This window comes from Metabacillus niabensis, from assembly GCF_020524345.1.
Classification (GTDB): Bacteria; Bacillota; Bacilli; order Bacillales; family Bacillaceae; genus Metabacillus; species Metabacillus niabensis_B.
Map to the genome: position 1 here is coordinate 1 of NZ_JAIVLH010000030.1, position 23,152 is coordinate 23,152.

Annotated in this window: 24 protein-coding genes and 1 other annotated feature; of the genes, 19 read left to right on the forward strand and 5 right to left on the reverse strand. The window is 35.5% G+C overall.

Translation table 11 applies throughout. From position 1 onward, the window contains the following. Window positions 1-180 precede the first annotated feature (180 nt). Window positions 181-372, reverse strand: a complete 192-nt coding sequence (locus LC095_RS23745) for a YjzD family protein (RefSeq protein ID WP_078435211.1) — start codon at window positions 370-372, stop codon at window positions 181-183. Between the two features lie 307 nt (window positions 373-679). Between LC095_RS23745 and LC095_RS23750 the strand changes: the two genes are divergently transcribed. From LC095_RS23750 to LC095_RS23765, 4 genes are all read left to right on the forward strand, one after another. Continuing rightward, entirely contained in the window at window positions 680-1,411 is a 732-nt protein-coding gene (locus tag LC095_RS23750) for an alpha/beta hydrolase (RefSeq protein WP_226530457.1), read from the forward strand. A 165-nt stretch (window positions 1,412-1,576) separates the two neighbouring features. After that, window positions 1,577-2,326, forward strand: coding sequence for a hypothetical protein (locus LC095_RS23755; protein ID WP_226530458.1), 750 nt, complete (start codon window positions 1,577-1,579; stop codon window positions 2,324-2,326). A gap of 71 nt (window positions 2,327-2,397) precedes the next feature. Next, window positions 2,398-3,351, forward strand: a complete 954-nt coding sequence (locus LC095_RS23760) for a BMP family ABC transporter substrate-binding protein (RefSeq protein WP_226530459.1) — start codon at window positions 2,398-2,400, stop codon at window positions 3,349-3,351. A 21-nt stretch (window positions 3,352-3,372) separates the two neighbouring features. Next, the gene (locus tag LC095_RS23765) at window positions 3,373-3,555 is read left to right on the forward strand and encodes a ComZ family protein (protein ID WP_078435207.1); all 183 of its coding nucleotides are present in this window, start codon (window positions 3,373-3,375) and stop codon (window positions 3,553-3,555) included. Between the two features lie 28 nt (window positions 3,556-3,583). Here the strand turns inward: LC095_RS23765 and LC095_RS23770 are convergent, their stop codons facing one another. Beyond that, window positions 3,584-3,892 carry a hypothetical protein gene (locus LC095_RS23770; protein ID WP_226530460.1) on the reverse strand — a complete coding sequence of 103 codons (309 nt, stop codon included), beginning with the start codon at window positions 3,890-3,892 and terminating at the stop codon, window positions 3,584-3,586. Window positions 3,893-4,126: 234 nt separating this feature from the next. Here LC095_RS23770 and LC095_RS23775 point away from each other — a divergent pair, with 234 nt between their 5' ends. From LC095_RS23775 to LC095_RS23790, 4 genes are all read left to right on the forward strand, one after another. Continuing rightward, window positions 4,127-5,059 carry a beta-ketoacyl-ACP synthase III gene (locus LC095_RS23775; RefSeq protein ID WP_226530461.1) on the forward strand — a complete coding sequence of 311 codons (933 nt, stop codon included), beginning with the start codon at window positions 4,127-4,129 and terminating at the stop codon, window positions 5,057-5,059. A gap of 27 nt (window positions 5,060-5,086) precedes the next feature. Then, the gene (gene fabF, locus LC095_RS23780; protein ID WP_226530462.1) at window positions 5,087-6,328 is read left to right on the forward strand and encodes a beta-ketoacyl-ACP synthase II; all 1,242 of its coding nucleotides are present in this window, start codon (window positions 5,087-5,089) and stop codon (window positions 6,326-6,328) included. 149 nt (window positions 6,329-6,477) lie between these two features. After that, on the forward strand, window positions 6,478-7,272 hold the full coding sequence (locus LC095_RS23785; RefSeq protein WP_226530463.1) for a DUF2268 domain-containing protein: 795 nt from the start codon (window positions 6,478-6,480) through the stop codon (window positions 7,270-7,272). Window positions 7,273-7,413: 141 nt separating this feature from the next. Then, the gene (locus LC095_RS23790; protein ID WP_226530464.1) at window positions 7,414-8,166 is read left to right on the forward strand and encodes a YjbA family protein; all 753 of its coding nucleotides are present in this window, start codon (window positions 7,414-7,416) and stop codon (window positions 8,164-8,166) included. Between the two features lie 135 nt (window positions 8,167-8,301). On the opposite strand, the gene trpS is transcribed toward LC095_RS23790, so the two are convergent. Together trpS and LC095_RS23800 are read right to left on the reverse strand one after the other, a co-directional pair. After that, on the reverse strand, window positions 8,302-9,291 hold the full coding sequence (gene trpS / locus LC095_RS23795; protein ID WP_026561051.1) for a tryptophan--tRNA ligase: 990 nt from the start codon (window positions 9,289-9,291) through the stop codon (window positions 8,302-8,304). 67 nt (window positions 9,292-9,358) lie between these two features. Beyond that, window positions 9,359-9,564: a binding site (T-box leader), on the reverse strand. 115 nt (window positions 9,565-9,679) lie between these two features. Next, window positions 9,680-10,042, reverse strand: a complete 363-nt coding sequence (locus LC095_RS23800; RefSeq protein WP_226530465.1) for a DUF3899 domain-containing protein — start codon at window positions 10,040-10,042, stop codon at window positions 9,680-9,682. A gap of 403 nt (window positions 10,043-10,445) precedes the next feature. Between LC095_RS23800 and LC095_RS23805 the strand changes: the two genes are divergently transcribed. From LC095_RS23805 to spxA, 7 genes are all read left to right on the forward strand, one after another. Continuing rightward, window positions 10,446-12,134, forward strand: coding sequence for a peptide ABC transporter substrate-binding protein (locus LC095_RS23805; protein ID WP_226530466.1), 1,689 nt, complete (start codon window positions 10,446-10,448; stop codon window positions 12,132-12,134). A 146-nt stretch (window positions 12,135-12,280) separates the two neighbouring features. Further along, window positions 12,281-13,210, forward strand: a complete 930-nt coding sequence (opp3b, locus tag LC095_RS23810; RefSeq protein WP_226530467.1) for an oligopeptide ABC transporter permease — start codon at window positions 12,281-12,283, stop codon at window positions 13,208-13,210. After that, window positions 13,210-14,232 (forward strand): oligopeptide ABC transporter permease, encoded by a 1,023-nt coding sequence (gene opp3C / locus LC095_RS23815; RefSeq protein ID WP_226530468.1) that lies wholly within the window; start codon window positions 13,210-13,212, stop codon window positions 14,230-14,232. The genes opp3b and opp3C overlap by 1 nt, the downstream gene beginning before the upstream one ends. A gap of 21 nt (window positions 14,233-14,253) precedes the next feature. Beyond that, a complete protein-coding gene (locus LC095_RS23820) occupies window positions 14,254-15,297 on the forward strand; it encodes an ABC transporter ATP-binding protein (protein ID WP_226530469.1) in 1,044 nt (347 codons plus the stop codon). A gap of 1 nt (window position 15,298) precedes the next feature. Next, window positions 15,299-16,237: an ABC transporter ATP-binding protein gene (locus LC095_RS23825; RefSeq protein ID WP_226530470.1), complete on the forward strand. Its 939-nt coding sequence runs from the start codon at window positions 15,299-15,301 to the stop codon at window positions 16,235-16,237. A 382-nt stretch (window positions 16,238-16,619) separates the two neighbouring features. After that, window positions 16,620-17,198, forward strand: a complete 579-nt coding sequence (locus LC095_RS23830; protein WP_226530471.1) for a GNAT family N-acetyltransferase — start codon at window positions 16,620-16,622, stop codon at window positions 17,196-17,198. A gap of 245 nt (window positions 17,199-17,443) precedes the next feature. Further along, a complete protein-coding gene (spxA, locus tag LC095_RS23835) occupies window positions 17,444-17,839 on the forward strand; it encodes a transcriptional regulator SpxA (protein WP_226530472.1) in 396 nt (131 codons plus the stop codon). 81 nt (window positions 17,840-17,920) lie between these two features. On the opposite strand, the gene LC095_RS23840 is transcribed toward spxA, so the two are convergent. After that, complete coding sequence (locus LC095_RS23840; RefSeq protein WP_226530473.1) at window positions 17,921-18,589, reverse strand: TerC family protein; 669 nt, start codon at window positions 18,587-18,589, stop codon at window positions 17,921-17,923. A gap of 336 nt (window positions 18,590-18,925) precedes the next feature. On the opposite strand from LC095_RS23840, the gene mecA reads away from it, so the two are divergent. From mecA to LC095_RS23860, 4 genes are all read left to right on the forward strand, one after another. After that, window positions 18,926-19,597, forward strand: a complete 672-nt coding sequence (gene mecA, locus LC095_RS23845) for an adaptor protein MecA (protein WP_026561060.1) — start codon at window positions 18,926-18,928, stop codon at window positions 19,595-19,597. 416 nt (window positions 19,598-20,013) lie between these two features. Next, window positions 20,014-21,525, forward strand: a complete 1,512-nt coding sequence (cls, locus tag LC095_RS23850; protein WP_226530474.1) for a cardiolipin synthase — start codon at window positions 20,014-20,016, stop codon at window positions 21,523-21,525. 115 nt (window positions 21,526-21,640) lie between these two features. Beyond that, entirely contained in the window at window positions 21,641-22,825 is a 1,185-nt protein-coding gene (locus LC095_RS23855) for a competence protein CoiA (RefSeq protein WP_226530475.1), read from the forward strand. 80 nt (window positions 22,826-22,905) lie between these two features. Continuing rightward, window positions 22,906-23,067 (forward strand): hypothetical protein, encoded by a 162-nt coding sequence (locus tag LC095_RS23860; RefSeq protein ID WP_226530476.1) that lies wholly within the window; start codon window positions 22,906-22,908, stop codon window positions 23,065-23,067. The last annotated feature ends 85 nt before the right edge of the window (window positions 23,068-23,152 follow it).

The following is a 23,152-nucleotide window of genomic DNA, read 5'->3' on the forward strand; positions in this document are numbered from 1 at the left end:
GTATTGAACATAAATATCACCCTCCCAATTAGTTATCTATATTATACCAAATTAACGCGGTGAAAAGTTAAAGTATTCAGATGAAAATAATAGGCTGCCGAGGTTTCTCGACAGCCTGACCTACTGTTAGAAGTAGGTTTTTTTGTTTTTTAGTCGAATCATTTTTAATACTTAGGTTTTTTAATGATGATCATGCTTAGCTACAGGCTCGTTAGGAATAACCTCAGCAATAATGAAAATGACAACGATTGCAATCACGGATAAAACTGTCGCAGTCATAAAATCGTAATGACCACCTGTCATATTATTCACTACATATGACGCCATGTGAATTAATAAAAAGCCCCAAAAAAATGTCCAAAAGAAACGCAAACCATTCACCTCAATTTCCAGACGAGTTCTTATTATATATTATCACAAAATATTTCAAGTTTAAAAGAACCTTTTTAAATTGTTCATAAACTCTCCATAACCTGCATGAAATAATAAAACTAAAGGAATTTTTCATGGGGGAAATTTAATCGAGAGGTTGGAAAAACCTGTAAGCTTCAATAGAAGCTTTCACTTTAGATGTGTCCATATTTGCAACGAACGTGATACAATCCCATTCTTTTTAAAAAGTTAGACATACATTATAGAGAAATAAAATGACATTGAAGAGAAAGGTGGTGGGCAAGTAATGACGATAACGGAACGCTTTTTTCAGATTGAGACAGAATGGAATGTAATACATTTACCATTTAAACCAAATGGGTTTGGAATATTAATCATTGGTGATCGTTCAGATTTTGTTGATGAAACCTCCAGTTTTTGGCACCAACATTATGGGAGAAATCAATTAATTTCAGATTTAATGAAGCAGGGGTATACACTCTTTCATTCGAATCTTTATGGAAACCACTGGGGCAGCCCTCGTTCAGTCACAATGGCGAAACAGTTATACCATTTAGTCATGAAAAAAGAGATATTAAATCAACGAATTCATTTATTGATTGATGGAATGGGTGGGTTAACAGGGTTACAATTAATGCAGGAAATACCTGAAAGGATTCGTTCTGTCGCCATGATGAATCCTTGCCTTGACCTCCAAGCTCATCTTGAAAATGAAAAAGAGCATAAATTTTTCTATAAACGATTAATAAAGGAAATTTCGGCAGCATATGGTGTGGATCCAAAAATCGTTTCATCTCTAAATCTTCCCACACTAAACACAACTTCTACAATACCTGTGAGAATTTGGCATAAAACGAATAGTACCATTTATTCACCACAAGATCACAGTAAAAAATATGAAGAAATGCGAAACAAAGCTGAACATCCTATTCAATTAATTTATCATCTTGGTGACAATTTATATCGTATTAATCAATCAATCATAAGATTCTTTAAAGAAAATGAAAAAGTGTTATAAGGATAGAAAAGCTTAGGTTTTCAAAAAACCTAAGCTTTTTTATTGGATATATGGGGTAATCCCATGTCATGAGGCGACGAGGCTTGTCATTCTGTCAAAGGGAATACTAAATGAAGGATCTTTTGCATATTGTAAGATATCGTCCTTAAGGAGGTAATTCAAGATATGCGAGTGATGGTGTTTGGAGCACAGTCACACATTGGGTTTGCGATTTGTGAAAAGTTGCTTGAGGAGGGAATTGAAGTATGTGGAATTTTTTTAGACTCTACCTCAGAAATGAGAAAGCTTCTACTGGAAGAAAGAATGTTGTTGATTGGAAGAAATGCTTTATTTCATGAATTAACATTAGATGATGACTGGAGAAACATAGAAGCTACCCATGTAATTTATTGTAAAGAAAAAAGCGATGACCAAGATTTGCTATGTTTCGAGAAATCTGTTGAGACAGCAGTTGAAACAAGGAGCCACTACTTTTATGTAGCTCCTGATCCCAGACAGATTGAAGAAGACGATCAGTATCATACGTCAACACTGGAATCTTATACGCTTTTTAACTTACCGGGGCTTTATGGACCATTTCAACCACCGGAAGAAAAAATTCATCAACACTTAAAATCTTGTGTAGCAGGTCAGAAAAACACACTTATTATTAACGAGCCGATAATATTTATTACAGATGCTGCTGAAACAATAGTTGAGATCATAGAAAAAGGTAATTATCAAAAAGTGTATTCGTTTCTATGTGAACAAAAGGATGAAACAATTGAATCAGTTTCAGTTGAGGTGAAAATAAACGCGAAAGAAACTGAATCAGATGGATACCGGATCATGAACAAAACATCCATAGAAAAGGGACTATTAGAACAGATTTCCTGTATTAAAATGTATAAAGAGATCTACGGAATTGATAGTTAGTGCTTGAACAAATAAATCATGAAAGGATAAAATAAAAGCGAAGGAAAAAGAATACAAGGAAGTGGTTGCCCATGTACTTAAAGCTAGGTTCTGTCTTTATTATTCTTCTTTCGCTTTTTGGTTGTGGACAACCTGTAGCTTCGGGGGAACTCGAAAAGGTTGGTTTACTTGTTACAGAAACAATTGATGAAAAGGTTTGGGGAACAAAAGGCTACAAAGGATTGTTGAAGATTCAATCGGAATTAAATGTTGACGTATATTACAAAGAAGGCATGAATGATGAGGCAGGTATACGTGAAGCTATCGAAGAATTTCATAACAATGGTGTAAATCTCATTTTTGGACATGGAAGTGAGTTTACAAATTATTTCAATGAGATAAGTAGTGAATACCCGGACATTCACTTTGTTGTTTTTAACGGAGAAACCAATGGTGAAAATGTTACAAGTTTGAATTTTGATTCAAATGCAATGGGTTTTTTTGGTGGGATGGTAGCAGGAGAAATGACAAAGACGAACAAAGTTGCAGTTTTAGCAGCTTTTGAATGGCAGCCTGAAGTTGATGGCTTTTTCGAAGGTGCTTACTATCAAAATGAAAATGTGGAAGTAGATATCCAGTATGTACAAGATTGGAACAATACGGATATTGCGTTAACTCTACTTGATCAAATGATTGCAGATGGAGTAGACATTGTTTATGTAGCTGGCGACGGATATAATATAGCTGTGATTGAAAAGTTGAAAGAAGAGGGACTTTATGCAATCGGCTTTGTGTCAGATCAATCTGACCTGGGAAAAGGTACAGTGTTAACAAGTACAGTTCAACATGTTGACACATTGTACGAAGTTGTCGCAAAGGAATTTGATAATGGAAAACTGGAAAATGGGGAACTCTATTATGATTTTAAAGATGGAGTGATTTCATTAGGTACCTTCAGTCCTCTGGTCAGCGAAGAATTCAAATCAACTGTTATGGAATCAATCAAAGAGTATAAGGAAACAGGACTCTTACCTAATCAACTTTAATAAATGAAAGGAGTGAAGAAAATGGAACAGCACCCAAAAACAATGGAATTTATGCAAATTGCTATGAAGTACTTGCCTGAAGCAAAGCAAAAGCTAGAGGGCTCAGGAATTGAATTATCAATGGAAACCATCCAACCAATGCTTGAACTATTTACAAAAGTTATGGGAGAAGCATATGAGCTTGGGAAAAAGGATGCTCAGTAAAAAAACAAAGGCTGCCAATAGGTAGCCTTTATTTCATTTTCTTCTTTATATAATCCACAATTGGTCCAAATTCTTTTAAAACCGGTTTTAAATTTTCTAATGAACCCATAATATCATCAATCTGCTCCATTAAGGTAAAGTAGTTCACCTCATTATTTTGTTCTTCTACTTGTTTTTCCTGAGAATTGTGTTGTTCTCTGTATTTATTGGGAACCCTATTTCCGAACATAAGCTGTGTAAATCGGTCGGATGGAGGAGTGGCTTCGGTTTCCTTTTCTGTAGGTTCTGACAGTGAATCTAGGTCAATCTGTTCTTCATCCTTCTCGTCATAAGACATGTCTTACACCTCCTTTACGTTTGGCTGCGATACATATCTATTACTAGTTTATGAATGGGAATGTAGCAAGGTCTAGACATGTGTACTGAAACATTAATATTGAAAAAAAAAAGTGAATGATATAGAATTAGTACCAAGTCATAATAATTGATATAAAAAGTGCAATTTTCAATAGTAGAAGATAAATGAAAAACCAAATGTAGTGAGAATGAATGGATAAAAGGGGCTGTACAAATGAATGCAGGAATAATTGGTATCGGTCGGTACACACCTGAAAAAGTTGTTACTAACGCAGATTTAGAAAAAGTGATGGATACATCTGATGAGTGGATTAGAACAAGAACCGGCATAGAAGAACGACGCATTGCAGATGATTCAATAGATACATCCCATATGGCAACTTTTGCTTCGGAAAAAGCATTAAAGGATGCGGGGGTTTCTGCAGAGGATATAGATCTGATTTTAGTTGCAACTGTAACTCCTGATCAGCCGTTTCCTACTGTTGCATGTATGTTACAAGAGAAATTAGGAGCAAAAAAGGCAGCTGCAATGGATATTAGCGCTGCATGTGCCGGTTTTATGTATGGAATGGTTACAGCTAAACAATTCGTTGAGTCTGGTGCTTATAAAAATGTATTAGTAGTTGGAGTCGAAAAACTATCTAAAATTACTGATTGGGATGACCGTAATACGGCAGTTCTTTTTGGAGACGGTGCTGGTGCAGCAGTCATTGGCCCAGTAAGTGAAGGAAAAGGAATTCTATCCTTTGAATTAGGTGCGGACGGCACAGGCGGAAAGCATTTATATCAAGATGAATACATCATTATGAATGGTCGTGAAGTATTTAAATTCGCTGTTAGACAAATGGGTGAATCGAGTTTGAACGTGCTGGAAAAAGCAGGTTTAACAAAAGAAGATGTAGACTTCTTAATCCCGCATCAGGCAAACATCCGAATCATGGAAGCGGCAAGAGAGCGTTTAGAGCTTCCGGTTGAAAAAATGTCTAAAACCGTGCATAAATATGGAAATACTTCAGCAGCATCCATTCCTATTTCTTTAGTAGAAGAAGTAGAAGCAGGAAAGATTAAAGATGGAGACTTAATTGTAATGGTCGGTTTCGGCGGAGGACTTACATGGGGAGCAATTGCTCTTCGTTGGGGTCGATGAGAATAAAAAAGAATGAGGTGAAGCTACATGGAAAAAAAGCGAGTAGTAGTAACAGGATTGGGTGCAGTAACTCCGATAGGAAATGATGTAGAGACAACTTGGCAAAATGCGATAAACGGTGTTTCAGGTGTTGGACCCATCACTAGAATAGATTCAGAGCCATATGCAGCAAAAGTAGCAGCAGAGCTTAAAGACTTTGATGTTGAACAGTTTATGGATAAAAAAGACGCAAGAAAAATGGACCGCTTTACTCAATATGCAGTAGCAGCATCCTTCATGGCTGTTAAAGACGCAAATCTTGAAATCACAGATGACAACGCACCACGTGTTGGTGTTTGGATCGGTTCTGGCATTGGCGGAATGGAAACCTTTGAACAACAATATAAAACCCTCCTTGAAAAAGGTCCTAGAAGAGTAAGTCCATTCTTCGTCCCAATGCTTATCCCGGATATGGCAACAGGTCAAGTTTCAATTGCTTTAGGGGCAAAAGGTTTTAACTCTTGTACAGTAACAGCTTGTGCAACAGGAACAAACTCAATTGGAGATGCTTTTCGTGTTATTGAACGCGGGGAAGCAGATGTGATGATTTCGGGTGGAGCAGAAGCACCTCTTACTGAAATGTCATTTGCAGGATTTACTGCTAATAAAGCATTGTCAACAAACCCGGATCCTAAAACAGCAAGCCGCCCATTTGACCAAGATCGTGATGGTTTTGTTATGGGTGAGGGAGCAGGTATTGTTGTTCTTGAAGAATTGGAGCATGCTTTAGCTCGAGGAGCAAAAATATATGCTGAAATCGTAGGATATGGGGCAACAGGTGATGCCTATCATATAACAGCACCTGCACCAGGTGGTGAGGGTGGATCAAGAGCGATGCGGATGGCAATTGAAGGTAGTGGCCTATCAGTTGATGATATTGATTATATTAATGCTCATGGTACAAGTACCCCTTACAATGATAAGTTTGAAACGCTAGCCATAAAAGAGGTATTTGGTGAACATGCTAAAAAATTAGCGATAAGTTCAACTAAATCAATGACTGGTCATCTTCTAGGTGCAGCAGGTGGAGTTGAGGCTATTTTTAGTGTTTTGGCGATTAAAGAAGGTATCATTCCGCCAACGATTAATTTGCAAACTCCAGATCCTGAATGTGATCTAGATTATGTTCCTAATGAAGCCCGTAAACAGGAAGTAAGAGCTGCTCTAAGTAACTCTTTAGGATTTGGTGGACATAACGCAACAATTATTTTTAAGAAATATCATGCTTGATTTTTATAAACCCGACAGTTGTGTCGGGTTTATTTTTTATGAAAACCGTTTAATTAATAATGTAGTGGCAAATTAACAAAGATGTAACTTCCATCAAGAACAGTTCTTCCTCCACTTCATAGAATACTTATGAAGGAGAGATGTTCATCATGAGTTTAATCAATACGATTGATTGGCTAGAGAATACACCACAGCAACTAAAAATTTGTGAAAAATTAATTCCATTTTTTAACCATATGAATAAGAGAGAAATTGCTTCCTATCTAAATTCTTTTGGTATGTATAAACATCAAGCAAACATTGAGCAATGGATTGAACAGATGACAGAAAAGCAACTTAGCCATTATATTAAAAAGTTAGAAAAGAGATATAAGCTTGAGTGGAATGGACCGGATGTACCGATCTTTATGTTCCCGATAGATCAAGCCAATCGGAAAATAGAGAGGGAATACCGCGGGAGATCTGGTTTAGCTTTTCATAATAAATTATTCTTATTTCTTTCAAAAGACGTACATAAAGACGATATTGAGTCTTTATTTTTACACGAATATCACCATGTTTGCCGACTGGCTGCTGTCACAAAATCTGAGGATACGTTTACGATAATTGATACAGTGATTATGGAAGGTTTGGCAGAAAATGCGGTTAGGGAAATGGTTGGCGAACAGGCTGTGTCGAATTGGACAAAATTATATGATTCAGACCAATGTGAAAGATTTTTTGAGCGAATGATTCTGCCAAATAAAGAGATGACTAGGGAAAGTTCAAAATTTACCCAGCTCATGTATGGAACTGGATTTTACCCAAATATGCTGGGGTATTCTGTAGGATATCATATTGTAAAAACATTGATGGATAAAACAGGATTGAAGACAAAGCAGATGTTAGGTATGCCGTCTGAAAAAATACTGAAAAAGTATTCGGATGTAAAGAAAACATCATAAAAAAGAGCCTACTTTCATACAATGTGTTAGGACATGTTCAAACTTCTGAAAAAACAATGCATAATCTTCATAGATTGGAATAAATTCTCTAAAATTTGCCTATACTGTTTGACAAATGGTACTGAAGTGAGGGGTTTTTATATGTTATTTCTTCATGATGTTTGGGTAAATTGGTTTGAAGGTGAAGAGAATGGATACAATGTCTGTCATTTTCATGAATGGAGAAAAGATGACAGTGTTGAACTCCTTGATCAGGTTCCTCTATTAAAGGTAAATTCCATGCTATTCGACTACATAGAAAACAACTTATCGGAGTTACCACCTGGTCTATTAAAAGATATTTTTCAAAAGGCTTATATACGTAAAAACCATGAGCGAATCCAACTTGATTATTGTTTTGTTGTGACAGATGGAATAGGAATTTTAGCAGTTGATACAATTGGCTATACCATTCCAATTCGAAAAAGCAGAATTATCCCAAGACAAGAACAATTGGTATTTGAAATGGTGAAAGAAATTGAGCCTGAATCATATTCAACAGAAATTATAAAAGAAGAATCAAACAAGGAATATCATATTTTGTCTTTAGCACCACAATATATGAGAGGCTTGACAAGAAAAGAACGCCAATTAAAGCAATTGTTATTTATGGCGCTTGATCAGCTGTTGGCAACAAAAAATGCTGCTGAAGTGAAGTACTGGTATACTGAATGGAATCCTACAAAATATGAGGATATTCAGCAAAGAGAATTTGATGAAGTATGGAATCAGCTCTATGAAGAAACATTAAACGGTTGGTCTCCTAAGCATATTCAGCTATGTGAACGACTAATAAAAGGACAACCCTTTTTTGAAAAGCTTTGGGACATGGAGCATGAATCAAAGGTTAATTGACTTGGACAAGCTACATAGTAAAAAAACGATGTGATAGGTTCACATCGTTTTTTTAGTTTCAATAGGACTTGCAAAAAAAATTACTGGATTTGCAAGAATAAATAGAAACCTGCAAAATTGAGGTAAGTAACTCTTTTACTTACGCTTACGACCTAGTCCCATAGCATTTTCCATTTTCTTTAATGTGCGGCTTGCGACTGCATTCGCCTTTTCTGCACCTTTATCAAGGATTTGATCCAACTCATCTGACTCCATCAGCTGATAATACTTATCTTGGATCGGTTTTAATGCATTTACAACAACCTCAGCTACATCTGTTTTGAAATCGCCGTATCCTTTTCCTTCATATTTTGCTTCGATTTGTTCAATCGGTTCATTTGTTAAAATAGAATAAATCGACAAAAGGTTTGAAATTCCAGGCTTGTTTTCTTTGTCGTATTTTACAATTCCTTCTGAATCAGTGACAGCACTTTTAATTTTTTTCTCAATTTGTTTAGGATCATCTAAAAGTGTGATAAATGCTTTTTGATTCGCGTCTGATTTACTCATTTTTTTGGTTGGATCCACTAGTGACATAATGCGAGCACCAACTTTTGGTATACGTACCTCAGGGATAGTAAGAACATCGTTATATTTTTTATTAAAACGTTCTGCCAAATCTCTGGTTAACTCTAAATGTTGTTTTTGATCTTCGCCTACTGGTACAAGGTCAGTATTATAAAGAAGAATATCTGCTGCCATTAGTGGTGGATATGTGAGTAATCCGGCAGAAACAGCTTCTTTTCCATGTGATTTATCTTTGAATTGAGTCATTCTTTCTAATTCTCCGATATAAGAAACACATTGTAACATCCATCCTGCTTGTGCATGGGCAGGAACCTCGGATTGAATAAATAATGTGACTTTATCAGGGTCTAAACCAACAGCAAGATAGAGTGCTGCAAGACTTCTTATGTTTTTCCTTAAAGCTAATCGGTCCTGAGGAACGGTAATTGCGTGTTGATCAACGATACAAAAATAACAATTGTACTCATCTTGTAAATCAACAAATTGTTTTAATGCACCAATATAATTGCCTAATGTAACGGAACCACTTGGTTGTATGCCTGAAAAAATTGTTTTCATAGTACCCTCCTAAAAAAATAAGTGAAATGTATAAAAATAAACACAAAAAAGGCCCACTCGCCCCGAAGATAGGGACGATGGACCGCGGTGCCACCCTAATTATTTCTTAAAAGAAATCACTTTAATCTTTAACGCAAGATTACGTCTGCACGTACTAAATTTCTGCACAGAAGCTCAGAAGTCCATTCCATATCGGTCATTACCTGTTTGCACCAACCACAGGCTCTCTACAAAATGCGCCATATATGTACTACTCTTCATCATAGCCGATTATTTTTTATATCTTCAAAGTTTAAGAAAAGACATAGACCCCCGCCATTCTGGTTGTAAGAAGTCGTGTTTTTCTAATTATATGAAATCATGTATGCATTTGCAAATTTTATATGTTTTATATGTAATAATAAAGAACTGTCCCGATCACTACAATGCCAGTCATAACTAATCCACTAGTTAAAAAAGGTGAATGATCGAATGCTAACAGCTCAGAAACTGGTGTCATTTCATTCACTTCCTGTTTTGAAAGCTCCTTCCCCTTAGAAACAAACATTCTTCTAAAGCCATATGTTATGCCGTCAAAGAAACCACCTTTTACTGTGATTGTAAAGAAAGAAATAAACAACAGTCCCATAGCGAAAAAGAAAGAAATATTTACAAATGATAAAATAGTTAATTTTTGGTAAATGATAAAAGACAGTAAGATTGTTAAACATAATGACACAATAATGAGTGTAACAGATCGATTAGTGCGCAATTTCTTTCACTCTTTTCTTGTTAAAATATTTTGCATCTATTATATCAGATGAAAGGAGGAGGGAAAAAAACAAGTGAAGTTATTGTAGAAATATTTATTAGATACAAATGTATAAATTATATAAATTCATTCGTCATATTTCTACAATTTCTACAAAAAATGTTTGTAAGATTTTGTAACCCTTTCCAATTCAACGCGTTAAAGCGTTGTGAAGAAAATGAGTGAAAAATTAAGAAAATTCAAATGGATTTAGATAGGTCTTTTTACCTATTTTTTATTCGAATTTCATTAATATTATTGCATTTGTGTAAATTTTATTAAAAAAATAAATGCACAATTTACTGAATACTTGTATAATAATCCGTGTAAAGAAACTTGTTCAAAATAAAGGGAGGTCAAATTTGTGAAAAAGTCGAAATATTTTCTACTTTTAGCATTATCGCTTGTACTAAGTATGTTTTTAGCTGCATGTAATGGTGGCGAAGATACTGGTAAAGAGACAGATACAGGCGGAGATGAAGGTGCAGCTGAGCAAAAAATTACTGCTCTAGAGTCACAAGCAATTCCATCAATGGATAGTGTAATGGCTCAAGATACAGTTAGTTTCACTACGATGAATAACGTAATGGAAGGTTTATACCGTCTAGATCCAAACCAGGAAGTTGTTGAAGGTATGGCAGAAGGTGAACCGGAAGTTAGTGAAGATGGTACAGTTTATACATTTAAATTAAGAGATGCGAAATGGTCAAATGGCGACCCTGTTACAGCGAATGATTTCGTGTATGCATGGCAACGTGCAATTGATCCTGCAAACGCATCACCTTATGGTCCATATATGATGGATGGTAAAATCAAAGGTGCAGCTGAAATTTCTGCAGCTGGTGCAGAGAAAAAAGAATACGATCTTAACACTCTGGGTGTTAAAGCAATCGATGATAAAACACTTGAAGTAACATTAGAAAGACCAATTCCATATTTCCAATCTTTAATGGCGTTCCCAACGTTCTATCCACAAAATCAAAAATTTGTTGAAGAACAAGGTGACAATTACGCGAAAACTGCGGAAAACCTAGTTTATAACGGACCTTTCGTTTTATCTGACTGGGGCGGAAGCACAGCATCTGAATGGACTTACACAAAAAATGAAGATTATTGGGATGCAGAAACAGTTAAGTTAGAAACAGTTCAATGGAATGTATTAAAAGATTCTCAAGCATCTGCAAATGCTTTTGAAACTGGTGAAGCAGATGTAACTGGAAAACTTTCTTCTGACATCGTTCCTCAATATGAAGGCGATGAAAGAATGGTAAAATGGTTAGAACCAACAATCTTCTGGTTGAAATTTAACCAAAAAGAAAATGAAGCTCTAAAAAATCCGGATATTCGTAAAGCTCTTGCACAAGCAATTAACAAAGAAGACTTCGTTAACAGTGTATTAAATAATGGTTCAATCATTGCAAACTATGCTGTTCCAAGTGAATTTGTTAAAAACGAAGAAACTGGTAAAGACTTCCGTGAAATTAATGGAAACGAATTATTACCATATGATGTAGATGCAGCAAAAGCATCATGGGAAAAAGGTTTAGCTGCTCTTGGTACAGATAAAGTAGAAGTTAGATACTTAGGTGATGACACTGAAAGTGCTAAGAAGGTTGCTGAATATGTTAAGAACCAATTAGAAACAAATCTTCCTGGTCTTACGATTAAAGTTGAGAGTGTTCCATTCAGCGTTCGTTTAGATCGTGAAAATTCTCAGGATTATGATATTCAAATGGCTGGTTGGGGTCCTGACTACTTAGATCCAATGACTTTCTCTGACCTATGGTTAACAGGCGGAGGAAACAACAAAATGGATTACTCTAATGAAAAGTATGATCAGTTAGTAAAAGACGCTCAAACAACATTAGCACAAAAACCTGTAGAGCGTTATGAAGCACTTGCTGAGGCTGAAAGAATCTTACTTGAAGAAGATGCTGCGATTGCTCCTATGTATCAACGTTCTTCTAACGTGTTAGTAAATGAGAATGTTGAAGGATTTACTTACCACTTAGTTGGACCAGAATATAGTTACAAATGGGCATCAGTAAAATAAGTATTGATTTTATTAGTACTTTTTGATTATAGTGATAATTGATGTAAAGAGAGAGAGTATATTGAATATCGATATACTCTCTTTTCCCTTGTTGGGAAATTGTCGAACTTTGTAGAATATTTAATTTATTTAGGAGGTGCACTCATATGGCGAAATACTTAACTCAACGTGTTATTTATATGGTCATTACACTTTTTTTAATTGCCACGTTTACTTTTTTCCTCATGAAAATTATTCCAGGTACACCTTTTACAAATGCTAGTAAATTGTCAGAGACACAGCTAACGATTATGAAAGATAAATATGGTTTAGATGAGCCCGTACCGGTTCAATATATGAACTATATGGTGAATATGCTTAAAGGTGATTTAGGTGTTTCCTTTCAATTCAATAATGTAGGTGTCACTGAAATACTTGTAGATAGCATTGGTCCATCAGCAACACTAGGATTTCAGGCCATTCTTTTTGGAACATTTTTCGGTATTATCTTAGGCGTTATTTCAGCATTAAGACAAAATACTTGGGTTGATTATAGTGCAACATTTTTAGCGGTACTTGGTAAATCAATCCCTTCATTTGTTTTTGCGGGACTATTGCAATATTATATTGCCGTAAAATTAGGTTGGTTTCCGGTTGCATTTTGGAAAGGCCCGGAATACACGGTATTGCCTACAATTGCATTAGCTATGTTCCCGATTGCAACAGCAGCAAGGTTTGTTAGAACTGAAATGGTAGAGGTTTTAGAATCAGATTACATTACACTTGCTAAAGCTAAAGGTGCAAGCTGGTTTGAAATTGCATTTAAACATGCCCTTAGAAATGCGTTAATTCCAGTAGTAACTGTTTTAGGACCGTTGGTTGTTAGTTTAATGACCGGTTCTCTTGTTATAGAAAAAATATTTGGTATTCCGGGACTAGGTGAGCAATTCGTAAAGTCAATTACAGTAAACGACTACCCGGTTATTATGGGGACAACAATCCTTTTTGCGGTTCTGTTTGTTGTCGTTATCTTAATTGTGGATTTACTGTATGGAATCATTGATCCGCGGATTCGTTTAGCGGGAGGTAAAAAATAATGGCACATGAGAAAATTTCAAAAGAGTTGTTTAAACCCGCTCATATTGATTCTGCGAAAAGTGAAGAAATTTCCAAGCCGAGCCTTAATTATTGGCAAGATGCATGGTTGCGAGTTAGAAAAAACAAAGGTGCAATTATCAGCTTAATTGTTTTAGCACTATTAACAATCATGGCTATTGTTGGACCACATATAAATGGTCATGGTTATGATGATCAAAATCTTAAACATTCTAACTTACCCCCAAGAATTCAGGGGCTTGAGAATATTAGCTGGTTACCATTCGATGGGGACTTAACTAGAAAAAACGGCGATGTTTATAATGCCTATGAACAAAAGAAGGTAGATGAATATTACTGGTTAGGGACAGACAGTCTTGGTCGTGATTTATTTACGCGTGTATGGAAAGGTACACAAGTATCATTATATATTGCGGTATTAGCTGCTGTTATTGATATGGTTATTGGTGTTTTATACGGTGCAATCTCCGGATTTGTCGGTGGCCGCACTGATAATGTTATGCAACGGATTACAGAAATATTAGTAGGAATTCCAAACCTTGTTGTTGTTATCCTCATGATTATTGTGTTGGATCCGGGTATTTTATCGATTACAATCGCCTTAACCATTACAGGTTGGGTCGGAATGGCGAGGGTTGTCCGTGCCCAGGTCATGAAATTAAAACAACAGGAATATGTTTTAGCAGCTAGAACATTAGGTTTGTCAAATGGAAAGATTATTTGGAAGCATCTTTTACCAAACTTAGCTGGTGTAATTATCATCAATACGATGTTTACCATTCCAAGTGCCATTTTCTTCGAAGCCTTTTTAAGCTTTATTGGACTGGGATTACAGCCACCGTTGGCTTCTTTAGGTACACTGATTGATGACGGGTTTAAAGTACTTCAGCTATACCCTTATCAAATGATCATACCGGCAATTATTATTAGTTTAATTATGATCTGCTTTAATATGATTGCAGATGGACTGCGCGATGCTTTAGATCCGAAAATGCGTGACTAGAAAAGGTAGGTGAACCCGAAAATGGATAAAATCTTAGAAGTGAAAGACTTGCACATTTCATTCCATACGTTTGCTGGAGAAGTGCAGGCAATTCGTGGAGTTAATTTCGATTTGTTTAAAGGGGAGACTTTAGCAATCGTAGGTGAATCCGGTTCAGGAAAATCAGTTACGACAAAAGCAATTATGCGTTTGCTTCCCGAATCAAATTCAGACATTAAACAAGGTGAGATTCTTTTTGAAGGTAAAGATCTAGCAAAAGAATCAAATAAAAATATGCAAAAAATTCGTGGGAAAGATATCTCGATGATTTTCCAAGATCCAATGACATCATTGAATCCAACAATGAAAATTGGAAAGCAGATTATGGAACCGATTATTAAACATCAAAAACTAAGTAAATCAGCTGCGAAGGAACGTGCAATTGATATATTAAAGCTTGTAGGAATTCCTAAACCTGAAGAGCGTTTTAATCAATATCCACATCAATTTTCCGGTGGAATGAGACAAAGGGTCGTAATCGCGATTGCTCTTGCATGTAATCCGAAGGTTCTTATTGCTGATGAACCGACAACTGCATTAGATGTGACAATTCAAGCTCAAATTCTTGAATTAATGAAGGAATTACAGAAGAAAATTAATACATCTATTATTTTTATCACCCATGATTTAGGTGTGGTGGCAAATGTTGCTGATCGTGTTGCCGTGATGTATGGTGGGAAAATTGTTGAAACCGGAACAGTTGATGAAGTCTTCTACAATCCACAGCATCCATATACATGGGGATTAATAAGTTCAATGCCAAGCCTTGATACTGAGGAAGAGGAATTATACGCCATTCCAGGTACTCCGCCTGATTTATTACACCCACCAAAGGGTGATGCATTTGCACCTCGTAATGAATATGCAATGCAAATTGATCTTGAGGAGCAGCCTCCAATGTTTAAAGTATCTGATACACATTATGCTGCAACATGGTTACTCCATCCGGATGCGCCGAAGGTTGAACCGCCACTAGCAGTAAAACGACGCCAGCGTCAATTCCCTGACAAAAAAGGGGGGAACTAAAATGAAAACAAAAGAAAAGTTATTAGAGATTAAAAATTTAAAGCAATATTTTAACATAGGTAAGCCTAACGAAGTAAAAGCGGTAGATAATGTTTCGTTTGATATTTTTAAAGGGGAAACATTAGGGTTAGTTGGAGAGTCCGGGTGTGGAAAATCTACAACCGGCCGAACAATTATCAGATTATATGATGCTACTGACGGTGAGGTTCTATTCAACGGAGTAAATGTACATGGAAAAAAATCCCGTTCACAATTAAAAGAATTTAACCGAAAAATGCAAATGATCTTTCAGGATCCCCAAGCTTCTTTAAACCCAAGAATGAAGGTTTCAGATATTATTGCTGAAGGTATTGACATTCACGGTCTTGCAAAAACGAAAAAAGAACGTATGGACAGAGTCATTGAATTACTTGAAACAGTTGGATTAAATAAAGAGCACGCAAACCGCTATCCTCATGAATTTAGTGGCGGTCAGCGTCAACGTATCGGAATCGCTCGTGCACTTGCTGTAGAGCCTGAATTCATTATTGCAGATGAACCAATCTCTGCACTTGATGTATCGATTCAAGCTCAGGTTGTTAATTTAATGAAAAAGCTTCAAAAAGAAAAAGGCTTAACATATTTATTTATTGCCCATGATTTATCAATGGTGAAATATATAAGTGATCGTATTGGTGTAATGTACTTTGGAAAGCTTGTGGAACTAGCTAGTGCAGAAGAACTCTACAACAATCCGATTCACCCTTACACACAATCCTTACTATCAGCAATTCCACTTCCTGATCCGGACTATGAGCGCACTCGAGTTAGAAAGACGTATTCGCCTAGTCAACATAATTATCAACCAGGTGACGAAGTTGAATTCAGAGAAGTAAAACCAGGACACTTTGTCATGTGTTCACAAGCGGAATTTGAAAAATATAAAAAAGAACATGCTTAATAATTTTGTGGAAGAGATTACCGTTGGTAGTCTCTTTTTTTTACGTGTACATATATGAAAAAAATGTTATAATTAAACTGGAACATGTGTTCTTTTAGGGGGAATTGTTACTTATAAACCAGTAATAACACTATAGTGAAATGGAGCGGAAGACACTCGACTCCTGCAGGATGTAGAGGAAAGGCTGAGACCCCGCAGGCGAAGCCGAGGAGGCTCAGCTTCCTCCCTGCGGAAAGCGAGTGTCTGGAGCGCAATGAAACGGATCAATCTTGACCATTAGTTTGTAAGAAACAGCCTTTTATTAACATAGAATGTTTAATAATTCATAAAAAGGGTATACATAAGCATGGGAGAATTTATTAAATGTGATAGGAGTAGATGAATGAACTGGTATGAGAAATTAAATCAGTATTTTCCCATTGAAGAAATGAAGTCAAAAAAACATATGGAAACATTGCTTCAAGAGAGGAAAGATATCTATCATAAGGATGAAGGGAAAAATCATGTCTTAATGTATGCTGAACTTCCTGATTTTCTTTTTATTGATTATCTCTTCGTATCAAAAGATGCTCGAGGAGAAGGATTAGGGAGTAAATTAATCAATAAGCTCAAAAATAAAAAGAAACCGATCATTCTTGAAGTTGAGCCCATTAATTATGAAGACTCTGATTCCGAAAAGCGCTTGAAATTTTATCAGAAACAAGGTTTTAAGCATGCTGAATCAATTGGTTATGAAAGGCGCTCACTTGCAACAAATGAAATAAATAAGCTTGAAATCTTATACTGGGCACCAAATGATGAATCTGAAGAAAAGATTTTTGAAGCGATGCAACAAACATATACCCTTATTCATACATTCAAAGACAAAGAACTTTATGGAGAATCCTATCAACCTGTTCATGAAGTACTTTCAATGAATGATAAGAAGAACAATCAAAATATTTTCGATGAGCTGACTTAATTGAGAATGCAGACAGTGCCTTTTTTGAAACAGCAGGCTATTATTGAAGTCAAAATAAGTCACTGTTTACATACACTATCTAGACTTTTCAAGATTGTAATCGTTTTGTCATACTTTTAATATAATAGCTATATGCATACTTACTTTTTTATAGTATAATCAACTTATTGATTCTTAATTAAATTAATTTTAATTTTAGAAAGATATAAATGTTACTCATTCTATATTTAGAGGAGTGAAAGTCAATGGTTACATTGTATACATCACCAAGTTGTACTTCATGTCGTAAAGCAAAGGCATGGTTAGAGGAACATGAAATTGCGTACGTTGAAAGAAATATTTTTTCGGAACCTTTATCCATTCAGGAGATTAAAGAAATCCTACGAATGACTGAAGACGGAACAGATGAAATAATCTCAACACGTTCTAAAATTTTCCAAAAGTTAAATATTAACTTAGAAACATTGCCATTGCAAGATTTGTATACTTTGATTCAAGAAAACCCTGGACTTCTTCGTCGTCCTATTATCATTGACGAAAAAAGACTGCAGGTAGGCTATAATGAGGATGAAATCAGACGTTTCCTTCCTCGCCGTGTTCGAACTTATCAATTACAAGAAGCACAACGTTTAGTTAATTAAATATGAAAAAGAGGTTATTTCTACATTTTAGTCAAATTCTTGAATACTGTAGAAATACCTCTTTGTTTATTTTGGGATTGTCTATTCTTTTCTTAAAGAAATTTGTTGATAAATAAGACCTGCTAACAAAATAAAAGACACGGTTAAATAGGGAATGCTCTGCTCAATCATAGGGTAAGAGGTAAAAAGATTTTGCAAATTAGGCTCTTCAATAATCATTTTTCCTGATGTAAGCGCAAGTAAGCCGCCACCAATATAGATCAAAAATGGATATTTTGTCAGTAAGACAAGGATGATCTTACTTCCCCAAATGATAATAGGAATGGAAATAAATAGTCCTAGTGCTACTAATAGCATATGCCCCTGCGCTGCTCCAGCTACTGCAAGAACATTATCAAATCCCATTAATAAATCGGCAACAACTATTGTCTTAATAGCTTTCCATAAAGATGGATGACTTCTTATCTTAGTTGTGTCTTCCTCTTTCCCTACAATAAGCTCGTACGCTATATAGAGGAGAAAAACGCCACCGATAAGTTGAAGGAAAGGTATTTTCAGTAAATAAACGGCAATTAAAGTAATGAAAATACGAATAACAATTGCGAGCATTGTTCCTAATACAATCGCTTTGTTGCGCTGAACAACGGGTAAGTTACGGCATGCCATAGCGATAACAACGGCGTTGTCTGCACCAAGGACTAAATCAATTCCTATGATCAAAAGAAGTGATAACAAGAAATCGTGTTCCATCGAATAAACCCTCTTTTCAGCTTTTTGACTGCTCGTACAAATTATATGATTGTATTTTTAAGTTATGCTTTTAAGATTCATATAGGTAAATAACTGTTTTTGTAAATTCAGAGTTTTTTTATTTCCTTTAAGCACTTTTTATCATAAAATAGGAGTACAAGATTCTTTCAATATTGAAGGTTTTGAACATTAGTGTGAATCATTCTTTCAGGAGAATGTTGACACTTTCCTTTACCCGGGTTAAATAGTTGAAATTTTGGGTAAAGTGTAGTAAAGTACAACTACCCTGAGGGGGGTTGTCCCTTCAACATCTTATATAGAAGGGAAGGTTGAGTAATGGAAATTGAACGTATTAACGAGAATACCGTAAAGTTTTATATTTCGTATTTAGATATAGAAGAGCGTGGATTTGATCGTGATGAAATATGGTATAATCGTGATCGAAGTGAAGAACTTTTTTGGGAAATGATGGATGAAGTCCATGAGGAAGAAGAATTTATGGTTGAAGGACCTCTTTGGATTCAAGTTCAGGCACTTGATAAAGGTTTAGAAGTTATTGTGACAAAGGCCCAATTATCCAAAGACGGACAAAAGCTTGAACTTCCGATTTCTGATGAGAAGCTTAAAGAACTGCCAGTAGATGAAAATATTGAATCCTTATTGGATCAACATTTTAATAAATCAAGTGATTCACAAGATGATCACATGGAAGATATGGAGCAACAGCTTCAATTTGTATTAAAATTTAATGATCTTGAACATATTATTTCCTTGTCTAAATATTCGCAATTGAATGGGATGACGAATCATTTATACACGCTCGACCAACAATATTATTTATTTATAGAGTTTGATGACGAGGTCAGTGATGATGAAATCGAGAACACATTAAGTATACTCCTTGAATATGGACAAGAATCCCGGGTGACTATTCACCGACTTGAGGAATATGGATCTATCATTGCAAAAGATCATGCACTTACTGTTATCAGAAAGCACTTTTCCTAATAAATCATAAGTAACAGAAAAAACCGATTATTCATGAATCGGTTTTTTCTGTGTTTTTTACCCCACCTTATCAGGCGGAAAAATTTTCACTTCAATATTCGAGAGAAGCAAAGAAGATAAGCGGGAAATAACTATAACTGCCTTAAAGGTCCGACGAAGGACAGGACGTCCAAGTCAGGCTAGCATAAGGATGTGGCGTTATATCTAGCCTGATAAGTTTCGCTAACCATCAGAAGGATGAAGAAAACCCCTACTGATGGAAGTCTCACTTTATTTTACTATTATAGGGTTAAAAAGGATTCTTAAGTAATAAAATAGTGAGAACTATAAAGCAGTAAACTTTGAAAAACAGCCGGAGAGGTTTTGTTTTATTAAAAGAAGGGAAGTAAGAATAAAAATAAGACAGGTGAAAATCGATGAAATTTACATTCCGATTACTACTATTTATTACACTTATTGCTTCCATTATCCTAATTACCAAAAGCTTCTGGGGAGATTGGATTGTTGGATCTGTCAGTGTCCTTTTTACACTTTCCATTATATTTATTTGCATTGTCATTTTCTTAGAAAATCGACATCCATCTCATACAATCACATGGCTCGTTGTATTGGGGGGGTTTCCTCTAGTAGGTTTCTTTTTTTATTTATTCTTTGGAAGAAATATTAAAAAGAGGCGGTTGTTTGAAAAAAAAGCTCTTTTAGATGAAAAAGCATTTTTGGAAATAGAGGGAAATCAAAAGTCATATCAAGATAAAATTGAGCATATGGGGAATCATCAGCAATTATTGTTTAAGTTAGCTCACCGTTTAGGACATAGTCCTATTTCATTTAGCACCAAGACAAAAGTGTTAACAGATGGAATTGAGACATTTGAACATATCTTCCAGGAAATTAAGAAAGCAAAACATCATATTCATCTTGAATATTACATTGTGAGAGATGATGATGTTGGACAGGGGTTAAAGAACCTCCTGATTGAAAAAGCAAAAGAAGGCGTTGAGATCAGGTTTCTTTATGATGCTGTTGGGTGCTGGAAATTATCTAAAGAATATATTAAAGAACTAAGTAAAGCGGGTATAGAAATGGTTCCGTTTTTACCGGTCAAAATTCCCTTCTTTAACAATAAAATAAATTTTCGAAATCATAGAAAAATCGTCGTGATTGATGGAGAAGTTGGCTTTGTTGGGGGCTTGAATGTAGGAGATGAATATCTGGGGAAAGATTCCTATTTTGGTTATTGGCGTGACACCCATCTGCTTATTAAGGGTGAAGCAGTTCGAACATTACAAATGATTTTTTTACAAGACTGGTACTACATGACAGATAAAAAACTTTTACATCATTTGTATTTAGCATCTAACACAGAGTCAGTAGAGGAAACGGGAGGGGTGCAGTTAATTGCAAGTGGTCCAGATAATAAATGGGATGTTATTAAGAACTTATTTTTTTCAATGATTATTTCTGCAAAAGAGTCGATATGGATTGCTTCTCCTTATTTTGTACCTGATGAAGATATTCTCTCAGCACTAAAGGTTGCCGCATTAAGTGGAATTGACGTTAGACTTCTCGTACCAAAGCGTCCGGATAAAAAAATTGTTTATTATGCATCAAGATCATACTTTCCTGAACTATTAGAGGCAGGAGTAAAAGTATATGAATATGAGAAAGGATTTTTACATAGTAAAATTATTATTGTTGATTATGAACTAGCTTCCATTGGGACAGCCAACATGGACATGAGAAGCTTTCATTTGAATTTTGAAGTGAATGCCTTTCTATACCGGACGGGAAGTACACAAAAGCTAGTAGACGCATATATAAATGATATAAATCATTCCAGAGAGATTAATTTAGAACAGTTTTCAAAGCGATCGCTTCCGGTAAAACTTTTTGAATCCGGGGCAAGGCTTATGTCGCCATTGCTTTAAAACAAAAATAAAAACAACCAGTGGAAATTGGTTGTTTTTATTTGCAAAAGTTTATTTTTCGTCATTTGTCAAATTCCCTTTCGTATGGATAATGGATAGAAAAGGGGGGAAGCAAATGTTTGTCGCAATTGATCAGGAAGGATTGATGGTTAATGTTGCAGAAACAAAGTGGTCAAGAACGAAATTAATGAAGCTCAGGGAAGAAAGGATCTTCAACTGTCCAACATGTAATCAAGAAGTAGATTTGAAAATAGGCTCTATTATCGCTGCACATTTTGCACACAAAAAATCTGGGGAATGCCCCACCGTCAAAGGAAGTCTTGAAAGTGACTATCATATGAGGGGAAAACATGATTTGTATCATTGGTATACTAGTCAGAAAGGGATAGAATCTGTACAACTCGAACCTTATCTACAAGAAACAATGCAGCGCCCGGACCTATTCATTAAATATAATCAAAAAAAGATTGCGATTGAATATCAATGCTCAACAATTGATACGAGAATTTTGAGAAAAAGGTCACAACTATATCACCAGGAAGGAATCTCCTATCTATGGATCTTAGGTGCCAAAACTCTAACAAGAGTAGCATCACAGTCCTATCGTCTATCTCCTTTTCAATGGAACTTTATCTTGAAAAAAGAAAACTCAGCACCATATCTATTTTCATATTGCCCTAATTCAAGGGCAATGATTGTGTTATACCATCTTCTTCCATTTTCCTCACGAACAGTTATTTCTGAACATAAACATTATCCTTTACCGTCAAGCTCGCTTCATGATGTCATGAAACTTCAACCTTATAAAAAAGAAAATTTGTATAAGGAGTGGATTCGTAAGGTTAGAAGTTTTCGTCTTAAAGCCCCGGGTTTTCAATCTAAACAATCGTCAAAACTCCATCAATATCTATATCAAACCGTTCATCTGCCACTTCCATATTTACCTTCCTATGCATTTCTTCCTTTGGACAATAATTATATTTTTGAATCTCCTGTCTATGTGTGGCAGGGATGGATCCTCTTGTTTATTCATGCTATCCCGTTAAATGGTTCATTTCGTACACATGATGTTTATCATGCCATCTCAATAAGAATGAATGATGGCTCCATTACATCTCGCTCTTTAATAAAGCATGTGTCCTTTACTTCAGCAATTAATACATATCTCATGAAACTTGCAGACTTGGGAGTTGTTATTTTCGAAGAAGAGGAACGATTGAAGAAGAAAAAAGAAATAAGGTGGACAAACCAAATGGAAGAGCTGCTCAAGGAAGATGTGAAAATAATAGGATCAATATAAATACGACAGTGAATAGGAATTTATTTTTTGAACAAATTAAAAGGGAGATATTAACATAAAGAGGTGAACATATGTTTAATATGAAGAGAAAAAATAATCCTGTTTTAATGGTGGCTTCGATGTTAGGTGTTGGGGCAGCTACTTACTATTTGACAAAAGAAGCAATGCGGGGTGAAGATAGAGATAGTAAGGAATCATATCCAACTGAAAATCCCTTTGATTATATAAGGAATGATTTTTAATTGGCTCATGCGGAGAATGATCTTCGGGAGGGTTGGATATGAACATAAGCAAACTGTTATCTCTTCTTACAGCTTTTACACTTAT